At 59.5% G+C, this 15,889-nt stretch carries 12 protein-coding genes; 3 read left to right on the top strand and 9 right to left on the bottom strand.

Features of this window, described 5'->3' with window-relative positions; genetic code table 11:
- Positions 1-35: 35 nt before the first annotated feature.
- The gene (locus MWU54_RS07510; RefSeq protein WP_247081837.1) at positions 36-1,148 is read left to right on the top strand and encodes a TFIIB-type zinc finger domain-containing protein; all 1,113 of its coding nucleotides are present in this window, start codon (positions 36-38) and stop codon (positions 1,146-1,148) included.
- A 1-nt stretch (position 1,149) separates the two neighbouring features.
- On the opposite strand, the gene MWU54_RS07505 is transcribed toward MWU54_RS07510, so the two are convergent.
- A complete protein-coding gene (locus MWU54_RS07505) occupies positions 1,150-1,896 on the bottom strand; it encodes a transcriptional regulator FnrL (RefSeq protein WP_247081835.1) in 747 nt (248 codons plus the stop codon).
- A gap of 60 nt (positions 1,897-1,956) precedes the next feature.
- Between MWU54_RS07505 and hemN the strand changes: the two genes are divergently transcribed.
- The gene (hemN, locus tag MWU54_RS07500) at positions 1,957-3,312 is read left to right on the top strand and encodes an oxygen-independent coproporphyrinogen III oxidase (protein ID WP_247081833.1); all 1,356 of its coding nucleotides are present in this window, start codon (positions 1,957-1,959) and stop codon (positions 3,310-3,312) included.
- On the opposite strand, the gene MWU54_RS07495 is transcribed toward hemN, so the two are convergent.
- The 5 genes from MWU54_RS07495 to MWU54_RS07475 form a co-directional block, all read right to left on the bottom strand.
- Positions 3,309-4,901, bottom strand: a complete 1,593-nt coding sequence (locus MWU54_RS07495) for an ABC transporter ATP-binding protein (protein ID WP_247081831.1) — start codon at positions 4,899-4,901, stop codon at positions 3,309-3,311. The genes hemN and MWU54_RS07495 overlap by 4 nt on opposite strands.
- The gene (locus MWU54_RS07490) at positions 4,898-6,079 is read right to left on the bottom strand and encodes an ABC transporter permease (RefSeq protein ID WP_247081830.1); all 1,182 of its coding nucleotides are present in this window, start codon (positions 6,077-6,079) and stop codon (positions 4,898-4,900) included. The genes MWU54_RS07495 and MWU54_RS07490 overlap by 4 nt, the downstream gene beginning before the upstream one ends.
- A 1-nt stretch (position 6,080) precedes the next feature.
- Complete coding sequence (locus MWU54_RS07485) at positions 6,081-7,241, bottom strand: ABC transporter permease subunit (RefSeq protein WP_247081829.1); 1,161 nt, start codon at positions 7,239-7,241, stop codon at positions 6,081-6,083.
- 7 nt (positions 7,242-7,248) lie between these two features.
- Positions 7,249-9,204: an extracellular solute-binding protein gene (locus MWU54_RS07480; protein ID WP_247081828.1), complete on the bottom strand. Its 1,956-nt coding sequence runs from the start codon at positions 9,202-9,204 to the stop codon at positions 7,249-7,251.
- 193 nt (positions 9,205-9,397) lie between these two features.
- Positions 9,398-9,913, bottom strand: coding sequence for a cytochrome c family protein (locus MWU54_RS07475; RefSeq protein WP_247081827.1), 516 nt, complete (start codon positions 9,911-9,913; stop codon positions 9,398-9,400).
- A 124-nt stretch (positions 9,914-10,037) separates the two neighbouring features.
- Between MWU54_RS07475 and MWU54_RS07470 the strand changes: the two genes are divergently transcribed.
- On the top strand, positions 10,038-10,871 hold the full coding sequence (locus MWU54_RS07470) for a prephenate dehydratase (protein WP_247081826.1): 834 nt from the start codon (positions 10,038-10,040) through the stop codon (positions 10,869-10,871).
- Positions 10,872-10,960: 89 nt separating this feature from the next.
- Here MWU54_RS07470 and glyA read toward each other — a convergent pair whose 3' ends face one another.
- From glyA to MWU54_RS07455, 3 genes are read right to left on the bottom strand one after another with little or no spacing between them, the layout of a single operon-like run.
- The gene (gene glyA, locus MWU54_RS07465) at positions 10,961-12,247 is read right to left on the bottom strand and encodes a serine hydroxymethyltransferase (RefSeq protein ID WP_247082207.1); all 1,287 of its coding nucleotides are present in this window, start codon (positions 12,245-12,247) and stop codon (positions 10,961-10,963) included.
- Positions 12,248-12,273: 26 nt separating this feature from the next.
- Complete coding sequence (locus MWU54_RS07460) at positions 12,274-14,913, bottom strand: phosphoenolpyruvate carboxylase (protein ID WP_247081825.1); 2,640 nt, start codon at positions 14,911-14,913, stop codon at positions 12,274-12,276.
- Positions 14,913-15,884, bottom strand: coding sequence for a D-glycerate dehydrogenase (locus MWU54_RS07455; protein WP_247081823.1), 972 nt, complete (start codon positions 15,882-15,884; stop codon positions 14,913-14,915). Before MWU54_RS07455 ends, MWU54_RS07460 begins: the two co-directional genes overlap by 1 nt.
- Positions 15,885-15,889 lie beyond the last annotated feature (5 nt).

Here is a 15,889-nt window from a genome sequence, read left to right as displayed (position 1 = left end):
GCGACGGGGTTACAGAATAGCAGGGGACGGGGTCTTTGTCTGAGGACACGCTGACGGTACCAGCCGAGGAATATCGGTTCCCGTGCGACAATTGCGGCGCGGATTTTCGGTACGACCCGGCCGCGGGTGTACTGACCTGCGACCATTGCGGGAACACCAGCGGGATCACCGGGGCCGGCCCGTGGGGCGGTGACGCGATCCGCGAGATTGATTTCCAGACCGCCATTGCGGACCGTCTCCCGGCGCAGGAAATGGAAGAAACCCGCGTGTCGCAATGCCCGAATTGTGCGGCGCAGGTGGAATTCGATCCCGGCATACATGCGGCGGAATGCCCGTTTTGCGCAACACCCGTTGTCGCGGATACGGGGCGCAACCGGCATATCAAGCCAAAGGGGCTTTTGCCGTTCGCGTTTGATGAGAAACGCGCACGCGCAGCCATGACCGATTGGCTGGGGGGGCTTTGGTTCGCGCCCAACGGTTTGCAGGATTATGCCCGCAAGGGCCGCAAGATGACCGGGATCTACGTGCCGTACTGGACCTTCGATGCCGACACGGCATCGTCCTACCGTGGTGAACATGGCACCGTGTATTATGAAACGCGTCGCGTGCAGCGCAATGGCAAGACCGAAACCGTCCGCGTCGCCAAAGTCCGCTGGAGGCCCGCGTCGGGCCGGGTTGCGCGGTTCTTTGACGATGTCCTGGTGCTGGCATCACGATCCTTGCCGAAACGGTACACCGACGCGTTGGAGCCGTGGGATCTGTCGGCGATGGAGCCGTATCGTCCCGAGTATCTCGCCGGGTTCCGTGCCGAGGCGTATTCTGTTGAATTGACAGACGGGTTTGTCGAGGCGCGTGCCTATATGGACCGGGTGATCACGCGCGACGTCAAGTTTGACATCGGCGGTGACCGTCAGCGTATCCACAACATCGACACGCGCATTTCGGACGTGACTTTCAAACACGTTTTGCTGCCGGTCTGGCTTGCCGCTTACAAGTATCGCGGCAAAAGCTATCGTTTTGTGGTGAACGGACGCACCGGCGCGGTTCAAGGCGAACGCCCGTGGTCCGCCTGGAAAATCGCGTTTGCCGTCGTGATCGGGCTTCTTCTGGCCGCCGGAGTTGGCTACGTCGCGGCGCTGAACCAGTAAGCTAGACCAGCAACCCGCCGTCGGTATCGTCGCCCGCTTCCTCCAGAAGCACGCTCATATCCGGCACCGTGATATGGCGCTTGCCCTCAAGCGTGATCACACCATCCTTGCGCAGCGCCGACACCTGCCGCGACACGGTTTCCAGCGTCAGGCCCAGATAGTCTGCCATCGCTTCGCGGGTCAGGGGCAGATCAAAGGTCACCGGACCATCAAGCACACCCATGTTCAGCGTGGCGTCACGACGGGCGATGATCGACAGCAGCGACGCGATCTTTTCCCGTGCCGTCTTGCGGCCCAGAACCAGCATCCATTCGCGCGCCGCATCCAGTTCGTCCAGCGTCATCTCAAGCAAACGCTGTGCGATATGCGGCGTTTTCTGCAACAGGTCCTCGAACGGGGCTTTGCGGAAACAACACATCACCATATCGGTCGTTGCAACCACATCATAGGCAGCGGAATTGCGGCCCGGACGCCCGACGAAATCGCTTGGCAGCAAGAGACCCACCATCTGCGTGCGACCGTCTTCCATCGTCTGTGTCAGGGTCGCGATGCCCGATACCACAGAGCCGACAAAATCCATGCGGTCGCCAGACCAGATCACTGTCTGACCGGCTTCGAACCGGCGATAGTACTTGATGTCTTCAAGCCGATCCAATTCATCGCCTTCACACCGCGCACATACCGCGCGGTGGCGGATCGGGCAGTCTTGGCATTCCTGAGTGACGGCTAGGCTGTTCTGGTTCAACATGAGTTCCGGTCTTGATCTGTGTCAATGTTGCTCCCCAACATCGTGTCTAATGCTATGCGCATGGCAACGCGAACACAACTTTCCCGGTTGGGACTATTCGACGCGAAAGTACCTCGTTACACGAGTTACCCGACGTCTCCGCATTTCTCGGACTCTGTACAGCCGGGGCATTTTACCCATTGGATCGAATCGATCCCCGAAGGCTCACAGATTTCGCTGTATTTGCATGTTCCGTTCTGTCGCCGACTGTGCTGGTTCTGCGCCTGCCGCACCCAGGGCACCGCCAGCGGTGGTCCTGTTACGGCCTATGTTGAAACGCTCAAGGACGAATTGACGCTGCTCAAGCGGCATTTGCCCAAAGGTGTCACCTTGTCCCGCCTGCACTGGGGCGGCGGCACACCGACGCTGTTGTCACCCGATCACATGCGCGATCTGTCTGCCGCGATTCGTGAAGTTGCCGACTTTGCGCAAGGCTATGAATTCTCGGTCGAAATCGACCCGAACGAAATTGATGCACCGCGACTTGAAGCGTTGTTCGAGGCGGGGATGAACCGTGCCTCTATCGGGGTGCAGGATTTCGATCCGCATATCCAGAAAACGATTGGGCGCGAACAAAGCTTTGAAACCACCAAGCGCGCGGTCGACATGATCCGCGAACGCGGCATCCAAAGCCTGAACGCCGATATCCTGTACGGCTTGCCCGACCAGACACGCGCGCGCATCGTGGATTCGGTGCAGAAACTGCTGTCGCTGTCCCCGGATCGCGTCGCGCTTTACGGATATGCGCATGTGCCGTGGATGGCCAAGCGCCAGCAGATGATCCCGTCGGACGCCCTGCCGCGTCCGGATGAACGCCTCGATCTGTTTGAAACCGCTGGCAAGCTGTTCGTCTGGGACAACTATGACGAGATCGGCATTGACCACTTTGCGACGAAAGAGGACGGCCTGTCGGTTGCCGCGCGCAACGGCACCCTGCGCCGGAACTTCCAAGGCTACACCGACGACACGTCCGACGTCCTGGTCGGATTGGGTGCGTCGTCCATTTCCAAGTTCCCGCAGGGCTATGCCCAGAACGCGCCGGCAACATCAAGCTATACCAAGGCCATCCGGGCCAACACATTTTCCACCGTCAAGGGGCACAGCTTTTCCGAGCAGGACAAGCTGCGCGCGCGGATGATCGAAATGCTGATGTGCGACTTCCGCGTCAGAACCGATGAGCTGGTCCAGAACTTCGACACCACCAAAGCCGAGGTGCAGGCGATCTTGAACCAAACAAACGCGGAGTTTGAAAACCTGCTCAAAGTAGATGACACAGGAATGTTCGTGCCGAAAGACGCCCGTCCTCTGACCCGCATGGTGGCACGCAGTTTCGACGCGTATGACCTGTCGTCAGCCGGGCACAGTTCGGCGATTTAACTGGCGAGATCGAACGCCGCGGCCATCAGCGTTTTTGTGTACTCCGATTGCGGATTGTCAAAGATGTCCGCGGCGCTGCCATATTCAACGACATCGCCGGTCCGCATGACAATCACCTTATGCGACATGGCCCGCACGACTTTCAGGTCGTGACTGATGAAGAGATACGCCAGATCGTATTTCTTCTGCAGGTCACGCAGCAAATTTACGATCTGGACCTGCACGGTCATGTCCAAAGCAGACGTCGGCTCGTCGAGCACCACCAGCTTGGGCCGCAGCACCATCGCCCGCGCAATCGCAATTCGCTGCCGTTGACCCCCTGAAAACTCGTGGGGGTAGCGATGCATCGTCATCGGGTCGAGCCCGACTTCGATCATCACTTCGGTTACCATCTCCCGATGGGACCGCCCCTTCGGCGCGCCATGTACACCCAGACCTTCGGCGATGATCTGTTCGCAGGTCATGCGCGGGCTGAGCGACCCGTACGGGTCCTGAAACACGATCTGCATCTCGCTCCGCAACCTGCGCAATTCGCGTGTCGACCAATCCCGCACGTTCTGACCGCGATAGGTGATGCCGCCTTCGGACTGGATCAACCGCATGATGGCCAGCGCCAGCGTGGTTTTGCCCGAGCCGGATTCACCAACGATCCCAACCGTCTCACCGGCGCGCACCGCGATGGACGCGTCATTGACCGCTTTCACATAGCCAACCGTCCGCTTCAGGAACCCGCGTTGGATGGGAAACCAGATCTTGAGGTTGTCCGTCCGGGCGATCTCTTCTGCATCTGGTTTCACAGGGTCCGGCGATCCTGTCGACTCGGCACTCAGCAACATCTGTGTGTAGGGGTGCCGGGGGTTGGAAAAAATCTCGGCCGTTGGTCCGGTTTCAACGATTTCCCCGTTCTGCATCACGCAAACCCGGTCGGCGATCTTGCGCACGATCCCAAGGTCATGGGTGATGAACAACAGGCTCATGTCTTCGGCCTGTTTCAGGTCGGCCAGCAGTTCAAGGATCTGCGCCTGAATGGTCACGTCCAGCGCCGTTGTCGGTTCATCCGCGATCAAAAGCTCCGGCCCGTTTGCCAGCGCCATCGCGATCATCACGCGTTGCCGCTGCCCGCCGGACAGCTGGTGCGGATAGGCCCCAAGCCGCGTTTCCGGATCGCGGATCCCGACCTTGACCAGCAGCTCCAGAACCCGCGCTCGCGCGGCATCTCCGGTCAGGCCCTGGTGCAACTCAAGCGACTCGATCAATTGCCGCTCCAGCGTGTGCAGCGGATTGAGCGAGGTCATGGGCTCCTGAAAGATAAAGCTGATGTCATTGCCGCGCACTTTGCGCAGCAGCGTATCCGACGCGCCGACCATCTCTTCGTTATTGTAGGTCACCGACCCTTCAACGATCGCCGAGTCGCCCAGCAACGACACCGTGCTAAGCGCGGTCACCGATTTGCCGGAGCCGGATTCCCCGACAAGAGCGACTGTCTCCCCCTTGGCGATTGAGAAGGACACGCCCTTGACCGCCGGGAAGACCTGACCGTCCTGCCGGAAACTGACCCGCAGATCGTTCACCTCAAGGATATTGCTCATGAGAACGTCTTTCGTGGATCGAACGCGTCGCGCACGCCTTCAAAGATAAAGACCAGCAGCGACAGCATCAGCGCGAAGACAAAGAACGCGGTAAAGCCCAGCCACGGCGCCTGCAGGTTCTGTTTGGCCTGCAGCGTCAATTCCCCCAGCGACGGGGCAGAGGACGGAAGACCGAACCCAAGAAAATCCAGACCCGCCAACGTGGAAATCGTGCCGGTCACGATAAACGGCAGCATGGTCAGCGTCGCCACCATCGCGTTGGGCAGCATGTGCCGGAACATGATCGTCGCGTTTGACACACCCAGGGCTTTTGCTGCCCGCACGTATTCTAGGTTCCGGGCGCGCAGGAATTCAGCACGCACCACACCTACCAGCGCGGTCCAGCCGAACAGCACTGTGAGAAACACAAGGAGCCAGAAACTGCGCCCCAATATCGCGAATAGGATGATGATGATGTAAAGCGACGGCGTCGAGGACCATATCTCGATGATCCGCTGGAAAATCAGGTCCAGCCAGCCGCCGAAGTACCCCTGCAACGCGCCCGCCACGATCCCGACAACGCTGGCCAAAACCGTGACAATCAAAGTGAACAGGATCGACAATCGGAACCCGTAAATCACCCGCGCCATCACATCGCGTTTGGTGTCATCGGTTCCCAGCCAGTTCTGATCGCTGGGGGGCAGGGGGGCCGCACCGGGGCGGTCAACGGGGGTCTGGTAGTCATAGGGGATCACGGGCCAGACGGCCCAACCCTTGTGGAAATCCCCATCCAGAATGACGCCCTGATCCACCTGTTCGATCAAGCCTTCGGGATCGTCAAAACACTCTTCCAGCCCGCCGGTGCGGATTAGGCATTGGACCTCTGGATCGCGATAGGCGGCTTCGGTGCGGAAATCGCCTCCGAATTCGGTCTCGGCGTAGAAGTTGAAGATCGGCGTGTAATACTCACCGCGATACTGCACGAGGATGGGTTTGTCGTTTGCGATGAATTCCGCAAAAAGCGACAGACCGAACAGCACGCAAAAGATGATCAAGGACCAGAACGCACGGCGATTGCGTTTGAAGTTGTTCCAGCGTCGCTGGTTCAGCGGCGACAAGGTGAACAAACCCGTCTTGGGCTCTGGTGGAACCACCCGCTGGGGATCCGTGATCGGGGTGGGTTCGGGGTGCGCAACCATGCTAGCCCTCCCGCCGCTCAAAGTCGATCCGTGGATCCACCAGCACGTACATCAGATCCGACAGGATCCCGACGATCAACCCGATCAGACCGAACACAAAGAGCGTGCCAAAGATCACCGGGTAATCCCGCGCGACCGCCGCTTCAAACCCCAGACGCCCCAAACCATCGAGTGAGAAGATCGTCTCGATGATCAACGATCCCGAGAAGAAAACCCCGATGAACACCGCCGGAAAACCGGCAATCACGATCAGCATCGCGTTGCGGAACACGTGCCCGTACAGCACCTTGCGCTCCGGCAGGCCCTTGGCCCGCGCGGTGATCACGTATTGCTTCTTGATCTCGTCAAGAAAGCTGTTCTTGGTCAGCAAGGTCAGCGTTGCAAAGGCCGAAATCGTCGATGCCAGCACCGGCAGGAAGATATGCCAGGCGTAATCCGCGATTTTCGCAAAGAACGAAAGATCATCGAAATTGTCAGAGGTCAGCCCGCGTAACGGGAAGATCTGCAAATACGACCCGCCCGCAAACAGAACCAACAGCAAGATCGCAAACAGAAACCCCGGGATCGCATAGGCCACGATAATCGCGCCCGAGGTCCAGGTATCAAACGGCGTGCCGTCCCTGACCGCTTTGCGGATGCCCAACGGGATCGACACGATATAGGCAATCAGCGTCGACCAAAGCCCAAGGGAAATCGACACTGGCATCTTTTCCAGCACCAGTTCCATCACCCCGATAGAGCGGAAATAGCTTTCCCCGAAATCCAGCCGGATATAGTTCCACATCATGATGCCGAACCGTTCGACCGCGCCGATTTCTTCCTTGCTACAGGCCGGATCATCGAGATCAGGTTCGCCGGTAAAGCCTTCGTCACACACGATCCGGGCAAAGCCGAATTCGACCTCCAGCGTTTCGATGAATTCCTTGGGCAGCCCGCGCGCGCCGATATAGTCGCTGTCTGACCCAAAGGTCTCCTCGACCGGCTGATTGCCGCCGCCATCCCCGGAAAAACTGCTGAAGACATCGCCTTCGCCCTGAATACGCGCCAGCGTCTGCTCAATCGGTCCGCCCGGAACGAATTGAGTCAGGAAAAAGTTGATCAGCATGATCCCGAGAAGTGTCGGAATGATCAGCAACAATCGTCTTAGGATGTAGGCTCCCAAGGGTCAGTTACCTCAGCGCGCCAGAGGCTTTGAGCGCCTCGTATTTGTCCTGATTGAACCACCAGAAATCCAGCACACCCATTGCAAGCTGTGGCAATTGCTCTGGCCGTTCGAACATGTCGTAATAGGCGACCCAGTAATCGGGCACATACCCGGCATGAACAATAATGCGTTCATAGCGCAACGCGCGGTCAAGCGCGGTCAGCGCCGTGATTTCTTCTTCGCGGGATTGCGCCGCCAGGGCACGTTCGATGATGGCATCCACAATCGGGCTGCGCAGCGCCCCGGGATTCCAGGACGACACCTCTGCCGTCTCGGAGCCGAAAAGCTGGCGCAGTCCGGTGCCCGGGACGGAGAAGCTCTGGTAGCGCATCCAGATTAGGTCATAGTCCTTGTCCAGAAAGCGTCGCTGGCCCTGCGCGCTGTCGACCGCATCCGCGTTGACCTCGATGCCCCAACTCCGCAGCGTTTGGGTATAGATTTCGATGGTCGCTTTGCGCGTGTCGTCCCAACTGGTCAACACAAGGAAATCCAGGCTCATCTGTTCGCCCGCTTCGTTCACCATCTGGCCCTGATCGTTGACCGTCCAGCCAACACTTGCCAGCAACCGCATCGCGCGCCGCTGGTTGCGGCGGTCGGCGTCTCTGGAGGGGTCCGACGTATGCGGCAAGACCACCTCTTCGGTCAGCAGCTCTTCGGGCACAACGTCCCCAAGGGATTCCAGAAACGCCAGTTCCGCGCCCTCTGGCACACCCTTGGCTTCCCATTCCTGACCTTCGGCAAAGGATTTGCGCTGTGTCGTCAGACCCGATTCCAGCGAATCCCGCGTCCATTCATAGTTGAACGCCAGCGACAACGCGTGCCGCACGGTCCGGTCATCGACCGGAGAGCGCAGCGTGTTGAAGATAATCCCCTGATTGACCGGGGCATTCTGGTTCTCAATCTCTTCGGTGATGACATCGCCGCGCTGCACGGCCGGGAAATCATATCCTGTCGACCAGCGCTTGCTCGATCCTTCAGACCGGAAGGTGTAGACACCCGCCTTGAACGCTTCGAATTCCGCCGTGGCATCCGCAAAATACTCGATACGGATACGATCAAAGTTGTACCGGCCAACATTCGCCGGATGATCCCAGCCCCAGTAATTCGGGTTCCGTTCGTAAATGACGTACCGGTTCAGCTCGTAATCGCCAACCTGGTAGGGGCCAGACCCCATCGGCGACACAACCGACCCTTCGTCAAGCCGTTCCCCGGTTTCCTTGTACCAGTCTTCGGACAAGATCGGCGTCCCGCCCACCTGGCTCACCAGCGACCGGCGCGAAATGTCGTCGGCAAAGGTATAGCGCAGCGTCAGATCGTCGATCACCTCGACACCGGTTACACGCTCGCTGACCGCCCGGGCATAGGACCGGATGCCCTGCTCAAGCCAAAGGTTATGCGAAAATGCTGCATCTTTCGCGCGCAAGGGGGCACCGTTCCGGAACACCACATCATCGCGCATGTGGAACACGCACCATGTCTTGTTCTTGGGGTATTCGACCTCTCTTGCGATAAAGCAGTATTGATCTGTCAAGCTGTCGGCAGGCACTGGCGTGCCCCACGCACCCGACGCAAACATGCTTTCGCCCACCAAACTGGAATAGCTTTCGGGATTGCCCGATTTCCAGGCCCAGCGATTGAACCCGTCAAATGTGCCGCGCGCGCTGAGAACAATCTCACCACCTTTCGGCGCATCCGGGTTCACGTAGTCGAAATGCGTGAAGCCTGCCGGGTATTTCAGATCCCCGAAAAAGGAGTAGCCATGCGACCGGATGATCTCGTCGCCGTCTGCGCTGTGGCTTTCCGCGAAACCCGGCAGACCGGCAAACCCTGCGGCTGTGCCAATCGCGGTCCCCCCAAGCAGGTTCAACGTGTCGCGTCGGCTCAGGCCCTCAGCATTTGGTCTGATGAGTTTCTTGGACATTGACGGTCTCTCCCTTTACCGCGGTCACGGTGATCATCTTGTGATGAATGTAAGGTAATGGGCGGGTTTGCCCACATTCAAGTTGAGAATGCGTGAAGTGACTGCAATTGAACGTTTGCCAACGAAATTGTGACAAAAGAAAAAGCCGCTGCCCGGGTGGGCAACGGCCTGGAATTTCTAAGGTTTCTTCAACTTATTCGCTGAAGGTCGCCAGGTACGCAATCAGGTTTGCGCGATCTTCCGATTTGTTCAGCCCGGCAAAGCCCATCGATGTGCCCGGTGCCCAGCCACGCGGGTCCTCAAGGAAGTAGTACAGGTTCTCAACGGTCCAGACATCAGCCACTTCGTTCAAAGCACCCGAATAGTTGAACCCGTCCGCCACGCCGACATCCCGGCCAACAACGTTATAAAGGTATGGTCCGGCTGCGTTTTCACCCGCTTCCAGCTTGTGACAAGCGCGGCACTTGCCATAGACGCGCTCGCCTTTTCCGGCGTCTGCGGTTTCCAGCAGCGTGTCGAAATTCACTTCCGCGACCACTTCTTCCTCGGCCTCGCCGCCTTCCACTTCGATCACGTACACCGCGACTTCTTCGCCGTGCTTGCCGCCGACATGGTAAAGTGTCTCTGCTGCCCACTTGCCAAGAAGAAAGATCAAAAGCGCGCCGCACAAGCTGCCAACGATCTTTGTGAATGTCATTGTGTCGAACATTATCTGGGTACCCGTCGCTAGAGTTTCCTGCGTATCGCGCGGGTATCTATTGCTTCCCCTTGATCAAGGCAAGGTGTAGAAGCCGCGACCAAACGCCCGTTGGGCAGATTTCTCGGAGTCCCGCATGTCACAGAAGATCGCATTCCAAGGAGAGCTTGGGGCGTATTCCCACGAAGCGTGCCGCGATGCGCGCCCGGATATGGAGGCTTTCCCCTGCCGGACCTTCGAAGACGTGATCGAAGCGGTGCAATCCGGTCAGGCCGATCTGGCGATGTTACCGGTAGAAAACACCATTTACGGCCGGGTCGCGGACATTCACCGCCTTCTGCCCAAAAGTGGTCTCAAGATCATCGACGAGGCCTTTGTGCGCGTTCACATCAACCTCCTGGGGGTTCCGGGCGCGCAACTCGAAGACGTCACCGAGGCGCATTCGCATGTTGTCCTGCTTCCGCAATGCGCGCAATTCCTGGCCGACCATGGCATCCGGGGGCGCGTCAATGCGGACAACGCCCGTGCCGCGCGGGAAATTTCCGAACGGGGTGACAAGCACGCGGCGGCTCTGGCCAGCGAACTGGCGGGCGAAATCTATGGCCTGAACGTCTTGGCCCGTCACATCGAAGACACCGACAGCAACACCACCCGCTTCCTTCTGATGTCGCGGGATGGCGATCAGACCCGCCGCGGCGAACACGGCATGATGACCACCTTCGTCTTTCAGGTGCGCAACATCCCGGCGGCCCTTTATAAGGCCATGGGCGGCTTCGCGACCAACGGCGTGAACATGACCAAGCTCGAATCCTACATGTTCGATGGCTCATTCACGGCAACGCAGTTCTATGCGGATATCGAAGGCCATCCAGATGACGCCGATGTTGCCCGCGCATTGGAAGAACTCGATTACTTCACCGACATGCTTGATATCCTTGGCACCTATCCACGGGATCCAAGACGGGATTAAGCGCCGGACGCACCTGAAAACAGTGACCAAAAACGCGAACAGGTCACAGCGTTTGCTGTGACCTGCCTCGCATCATCTGGAACCGGGGTTTACGAATAGATCGGGAATTTCTTGCAAAGCGCGACAACCTCTTTCGCGACCTTTGCTTCCACTTCGGAATTTCCCTCGGTTCCGTTGGCCGCAAGCCCGTCGACCACTTCGACAATCCAATCTGCGATCTGGCGGAACTCGGTCTCGGTGAACCCGCGCGTGGTGCCTGCGGGCGTTCCCAGCCGAACGCCGGATGTCACGGTGGGCTTTTCCGGATCAAACGGGATTCCGTTCTTGTTTGTTGTGATATGCGCCCGACCCAGCGCCGCGTCGGTGATGTTGCCGGTGACGCCTTTGGGGCGCAGGTCGACCAGCATCACATGGGTGTCTGTGCCACCGGTCACGATGTCCAGCCCGCCCTTGATCAACTGATCCGCCAGCGCATCGGCATTGGCGCGCACGGCGCGCATATAGGTTTTGAACTCCGGCCGCAGCGCTTCGCCAAACGCCACCGCCTTGGCGGCGATTACATGCATCAACGGACCGCCCTGAATGCCGGGGAAGATGGCAGAGTTGAACTTCTTCGCCAGTGCTTCGTCATTGGTCAGGATCAAGCCACCGCGCGGGCCACGCAAAGTCTTGTGCGTGGTGGTGGTGGCCACATGAGCGTGCGGGAAAGGTGACGGGTGTTCGCCCGCCGCAACCAGACCCGCGAAATGCGCCATGTCGACATGCAGATAGGCACCCACGCTGTCGGCAATCTCGCGCATCTTGGCAAAATCAATGACGCGCGGGATCGCCGATCCACCGGCAATGATCATCTTGGGCTGATGTTCCGTGGCCAGCGCCTGCACCGCGTCATAGTCGATCAGATTGTCTTCCTTGCGCACACCATATTGTACCGCATTGAACCATTTGCCGGACTGGTTCGGTGCCGCCCCGTGGGTCAAATGCCCCCCTGAGGCGAGGTTCATGCCAAGAATGGTGTCGCCGGGCTGAAGCAGGGCCTGAAACACGCCTTGGTTTGCCTGCGAGCCGGAATTGGGCTGCACATTGGCAAAGTCACATCCGAACAATTGCTTGGCGCGGTCGATGGCAAGGTTTTCGGCCACATCCACATACTGGCAACCGCCATAGTAGCGCCGGCCCGGATAGCCTTCGGCATATTTGTTGGTCATGACCGAGCCTTGCGCTTCCATCACCGCGCGCGACACGATGTTTTCAGACGCAATCAATTCGATCTCGTCACGCTGGCGGCCAAGTTCGCTTTGGATCGCGCCAAAGATCTCGGGATCGCGGCTTTCCAGCGGTTCTCCGAAAAACGAGGTGATGGGATTGGGTGTCATAAGCATAGGATTGTCCTTGTCGTCGGTTAACCGGTCCAGCCAAGACCTGCAGAGATACAATTCATGGATTGCAGCAGGGGGCCGGTATCGGTGTGTTCAGATGTGTCGCGCAGCGCGCGAAGCTGTGTGATCTGGATGGAATGGATGGTCGCCAGATATGCGCGGTTTTCTTCGAACCGTTCGGCGAAAACCGGAAAGCGGGCGGCAAGGGAAGGTTGCCGCGTGATCGTGCGGATCGCCTCGACCGAGGCGTCGTATTCCGCCTGGACCTTGTCAAAGATCGCAGGGCCGTTCTCGGGATCGGTCGACAAGTCCGCGTATCTGGCCGCGATGGCCATATCTGCCTGGAACAATGTCTTCTCGACCTCATCGACCATGAGTTGAAACAGCTGCGATGTGGCGAACATGTCGCGCAGCATCTTCCACCCCACGGCCCCGCGCACCTTGGCAAAAGACTGACAGGCGGTGCCGAACCCGTACCATCCGGTCAGCAAATGCCGGTTCTGCGACCAGGCAAAGACCCAAGGGATAGCGCGCAGATCGGCAAGGCTCGACGCCCCGAACCGTCGCGCGGGGCGGGACCCGATCTTGAGCATGGCAAGCTCTTCGACGGGGCTTGCCTCTTGGAAGTACTGCACAAATCCGGGCGTGTTCAGCAGATCGCAATAGGCGGCCTGCGACATGCCGGACAAGGCCTGCAACGCGTCGTCGTATTCCGGGTTGTTCGGCGGCGCGCTGTGCGACAAGGCCGTGTGCAGCAACGCCGACGACGCCAGTTGTTCCAGTTCTTTCAACGCCGTGCCGCGATTGGCATATTTGGCCGAAACAACTTCGCCCTGTTCGGTCAGGCGCATCGCGCCATTCAGCGTTCCGGTTGGCTGGGCCGCAATCGCGCGTCCGGTTGGCGCGCCGCCCCGGCTGACCGACCCGCCGCGCCCATGAAAAAACGCCGGCACAAAGCCATGCGCCGCCAGCGCCCGCGTGATCTTGCGCTGTGCCTGATCCAGTTCCCAGGTCGAACAGATAAACCCGCCATCCTTGTTGCTGTCGGAATACCCCAACATGATTTCGACCCGGTCCCCTTGCCGTTTCAGGCTGCGCCGGGCGGTTGGCACCTTGATCAGATCGGTTAGAATGCCGGGTGCATTGCGCAAGTCGTCGATGGTTTCGAACAGCGGGATCACTGGCACATCCAGCGCTTCGCCCGATGCACCCGCGTACCGGGCCAACAGATACACCCCAAGCAGATCGTCGGTCGAGCGCGTCATTGACAGGACAAACCCGCCAACCGCATCAGGATCATCGCTTTCGCGGACCTTAATAATGGTGTGCAACAGGCTCAAAAGCTCCCGCGCCTGATCACTCATGTCCGTGAGGTCAATCTTTGGCAGGCTGTCAGCCGCAAGTTCGCGGTGCAGCCGGTCGGTCCACACGGCGCTGCCATAAGTGTCATCGCTGCCCCAGATCTCGGCCAGAACCGCCGTGGTCACGGTTGAGTTCTGCCGGATATCCAACGCGGTTGTGCGAAAGCCAAACACCTCGACACGCCAGCGGACCGGACGGATATACTTGTGGGCCAGATGCTCTGTCCCGATGGACGCCAGCGCGTCTTCGATCCCCTGCAGATCCGCGATCAACGCATCCACATGTTCATAGCGCGGACGTTCCGACAGACGTTCGATCACCGCGCTGATGGCCTGACGGAACACTTCACCGGGATTGCGCTGCGCGATGGCGTCGGCTGCATCGGCACGCGCAATGATGGTCTCCAGCGCCTCAAGATGCGGGCTCTGCAAATGCGCGATATCGCGGCTGACGCTGATCTCGCGCGCCGCACGGGTCAGGTCGGCGATGTGTTTGTCAATCGCCGCACGACGTCCGCGCGCCATGGCAGATTTGGTCGCTGCGACGGTGACGTTCGGATTGCCGTCACGGTCGCCCCCGATCCAGGAATGAAACTTCAGACAAGGGCGCACTACCGTGTCTTGCTCGGGAAATGCCGTTTCCTTGGCGGCGATAAACTGTTCGAATAGCTGCGGCGTTGCATCGAACAGGCTGTCACGAAAAAACTGCAACCCCCACTCGATCTCGTCAGACAGGCTGGGCCGTTCCAGCCGAAGCTCGCCCGACAGCCACAACAGGTCGATCTCACCGCGCAGTTCGTCGATCTTGGCGGCCCGCTCGCGCGGCGTCCAGCGCTGCGTTTCCAGGCTCACCAGCAGCCGGTAGATGCGGCGGTGGATCTCAAGAATGGTCACCCGCTTTGCTTCGGTGGGATGCGCGGTCAGCGTCGGGCCAACCGACAGACTGTCCACCGCGCTTTCAAACGCCTCGGGCGCAGTTTCGGCGATTTGGCCCATTGCCTGGGCAAAACTGCCGTCGACACAAGCCGCCCCGTCGGTGGCCTCAATCTGACGTCGCTCACGGACAGCAGCATTTTCGTCGGCGATTTTCCGAAGCTGAAACCAGATGTTGATCGCCTGCAGGAAATCGGTGGTGTGTTCCGGCCCAAGCGGGGCCACCTGCGTTGGCGTCTTCATCAACTCCGCAACGGCGGGCGCGCGGTGGGAGACCGTCTGGTACAGCTGATCCCACAACAGTTTCCGCAGCGACCGGGCGTAGGTGTCGCCGTCCAATTCGGGCGTAAGCTCGACAACCGCAGCCATCAGTTCACGCGATCCGGCGGCGTTTGCCCGTCAAAAAATGCCCGCAGGTTCTGCATCGCGCGGAACCCCATTTCCTCGCGGGCCTCGGCGGTGGCACTGCCCAGATGGGGCAGCATCACCAGGCGATCGCTGTCGAGCAGGGTCTGCGCGATATTGGGTTCACCGTCGAACACGTCCAGCGCCGCACCGCCAATGGTTTCAAAGGTCAGCGCCTGCACAAGGTCATGTTCATTGATGACCTCGCCACGCGCCGTGTTGATCAGGAACGCGCCGGGGCGCATCAGGTCCAACCTGCGGGAATTGATCAGGTGCCGGTTCTCGGCCCCGCCCGGGCAATGCAATGACACGAAATCACAGCGCGGCAGCAGATCGTCCAGATCCTCCGCCTGAACCGCGTTATACTGTGCCAGAATTTCGGGGGCGACCCGGCTGCGGTTGTGCACGATGATATCCATGCCAAAGCCATGATGCGCGCGCCGGGCCATTTCCTGACCGATGCGGCCAAACCCGACGATGCCCAGTGTCTTGCCGGAGACCTTGGTGCCAACAAGATGTGTCGGCCGCCAGCCGGTCCACCGGCCTTCGCGCACCTCGCGCTCACCTTCCCCGGCACGCCGCGCGGCCATCAGCATCAGCGTCATGGCCAGATCAGCGGTACATTCGGACAGGACGTCCGGCGTGTTGGTGACGATCATCCCATGCGCATTGGCGCTGGGCAGGTCGATATGGGTGAAGCCAACACCGTAATTGGCCAGCAACTTGGTCCGAGGCTTAGACAGCTCCATCGCCTCCGCGCCGATCTTGTCGGTGACGGTGGGCAGCACCGCGTCAAACTCCTTGAACGCTTGCCGAAACTCACAGGGCTTCATCGCCACGTCTCGTTTGGACAGCACAACATCGAATTCATCGGCAAGCCGCGCTTCGACAGCGGCGGGCCAACGACGGGTAACAAGGACTTTGGGCTTCACCATGGCTT

Source organism: Marivita sp. S6314 (genome assembly GCF_023015985.1).
GTDB lineage: Bacteria > Pseudomonadota > Alphaproteobacteria > Rhodobacterales > Rhodobacteraceae > Marivita.
Note: the sequence above shows the minus strand (reverse complement) of the source record. Positions and strands in the feature narration are given on the sequence as shown.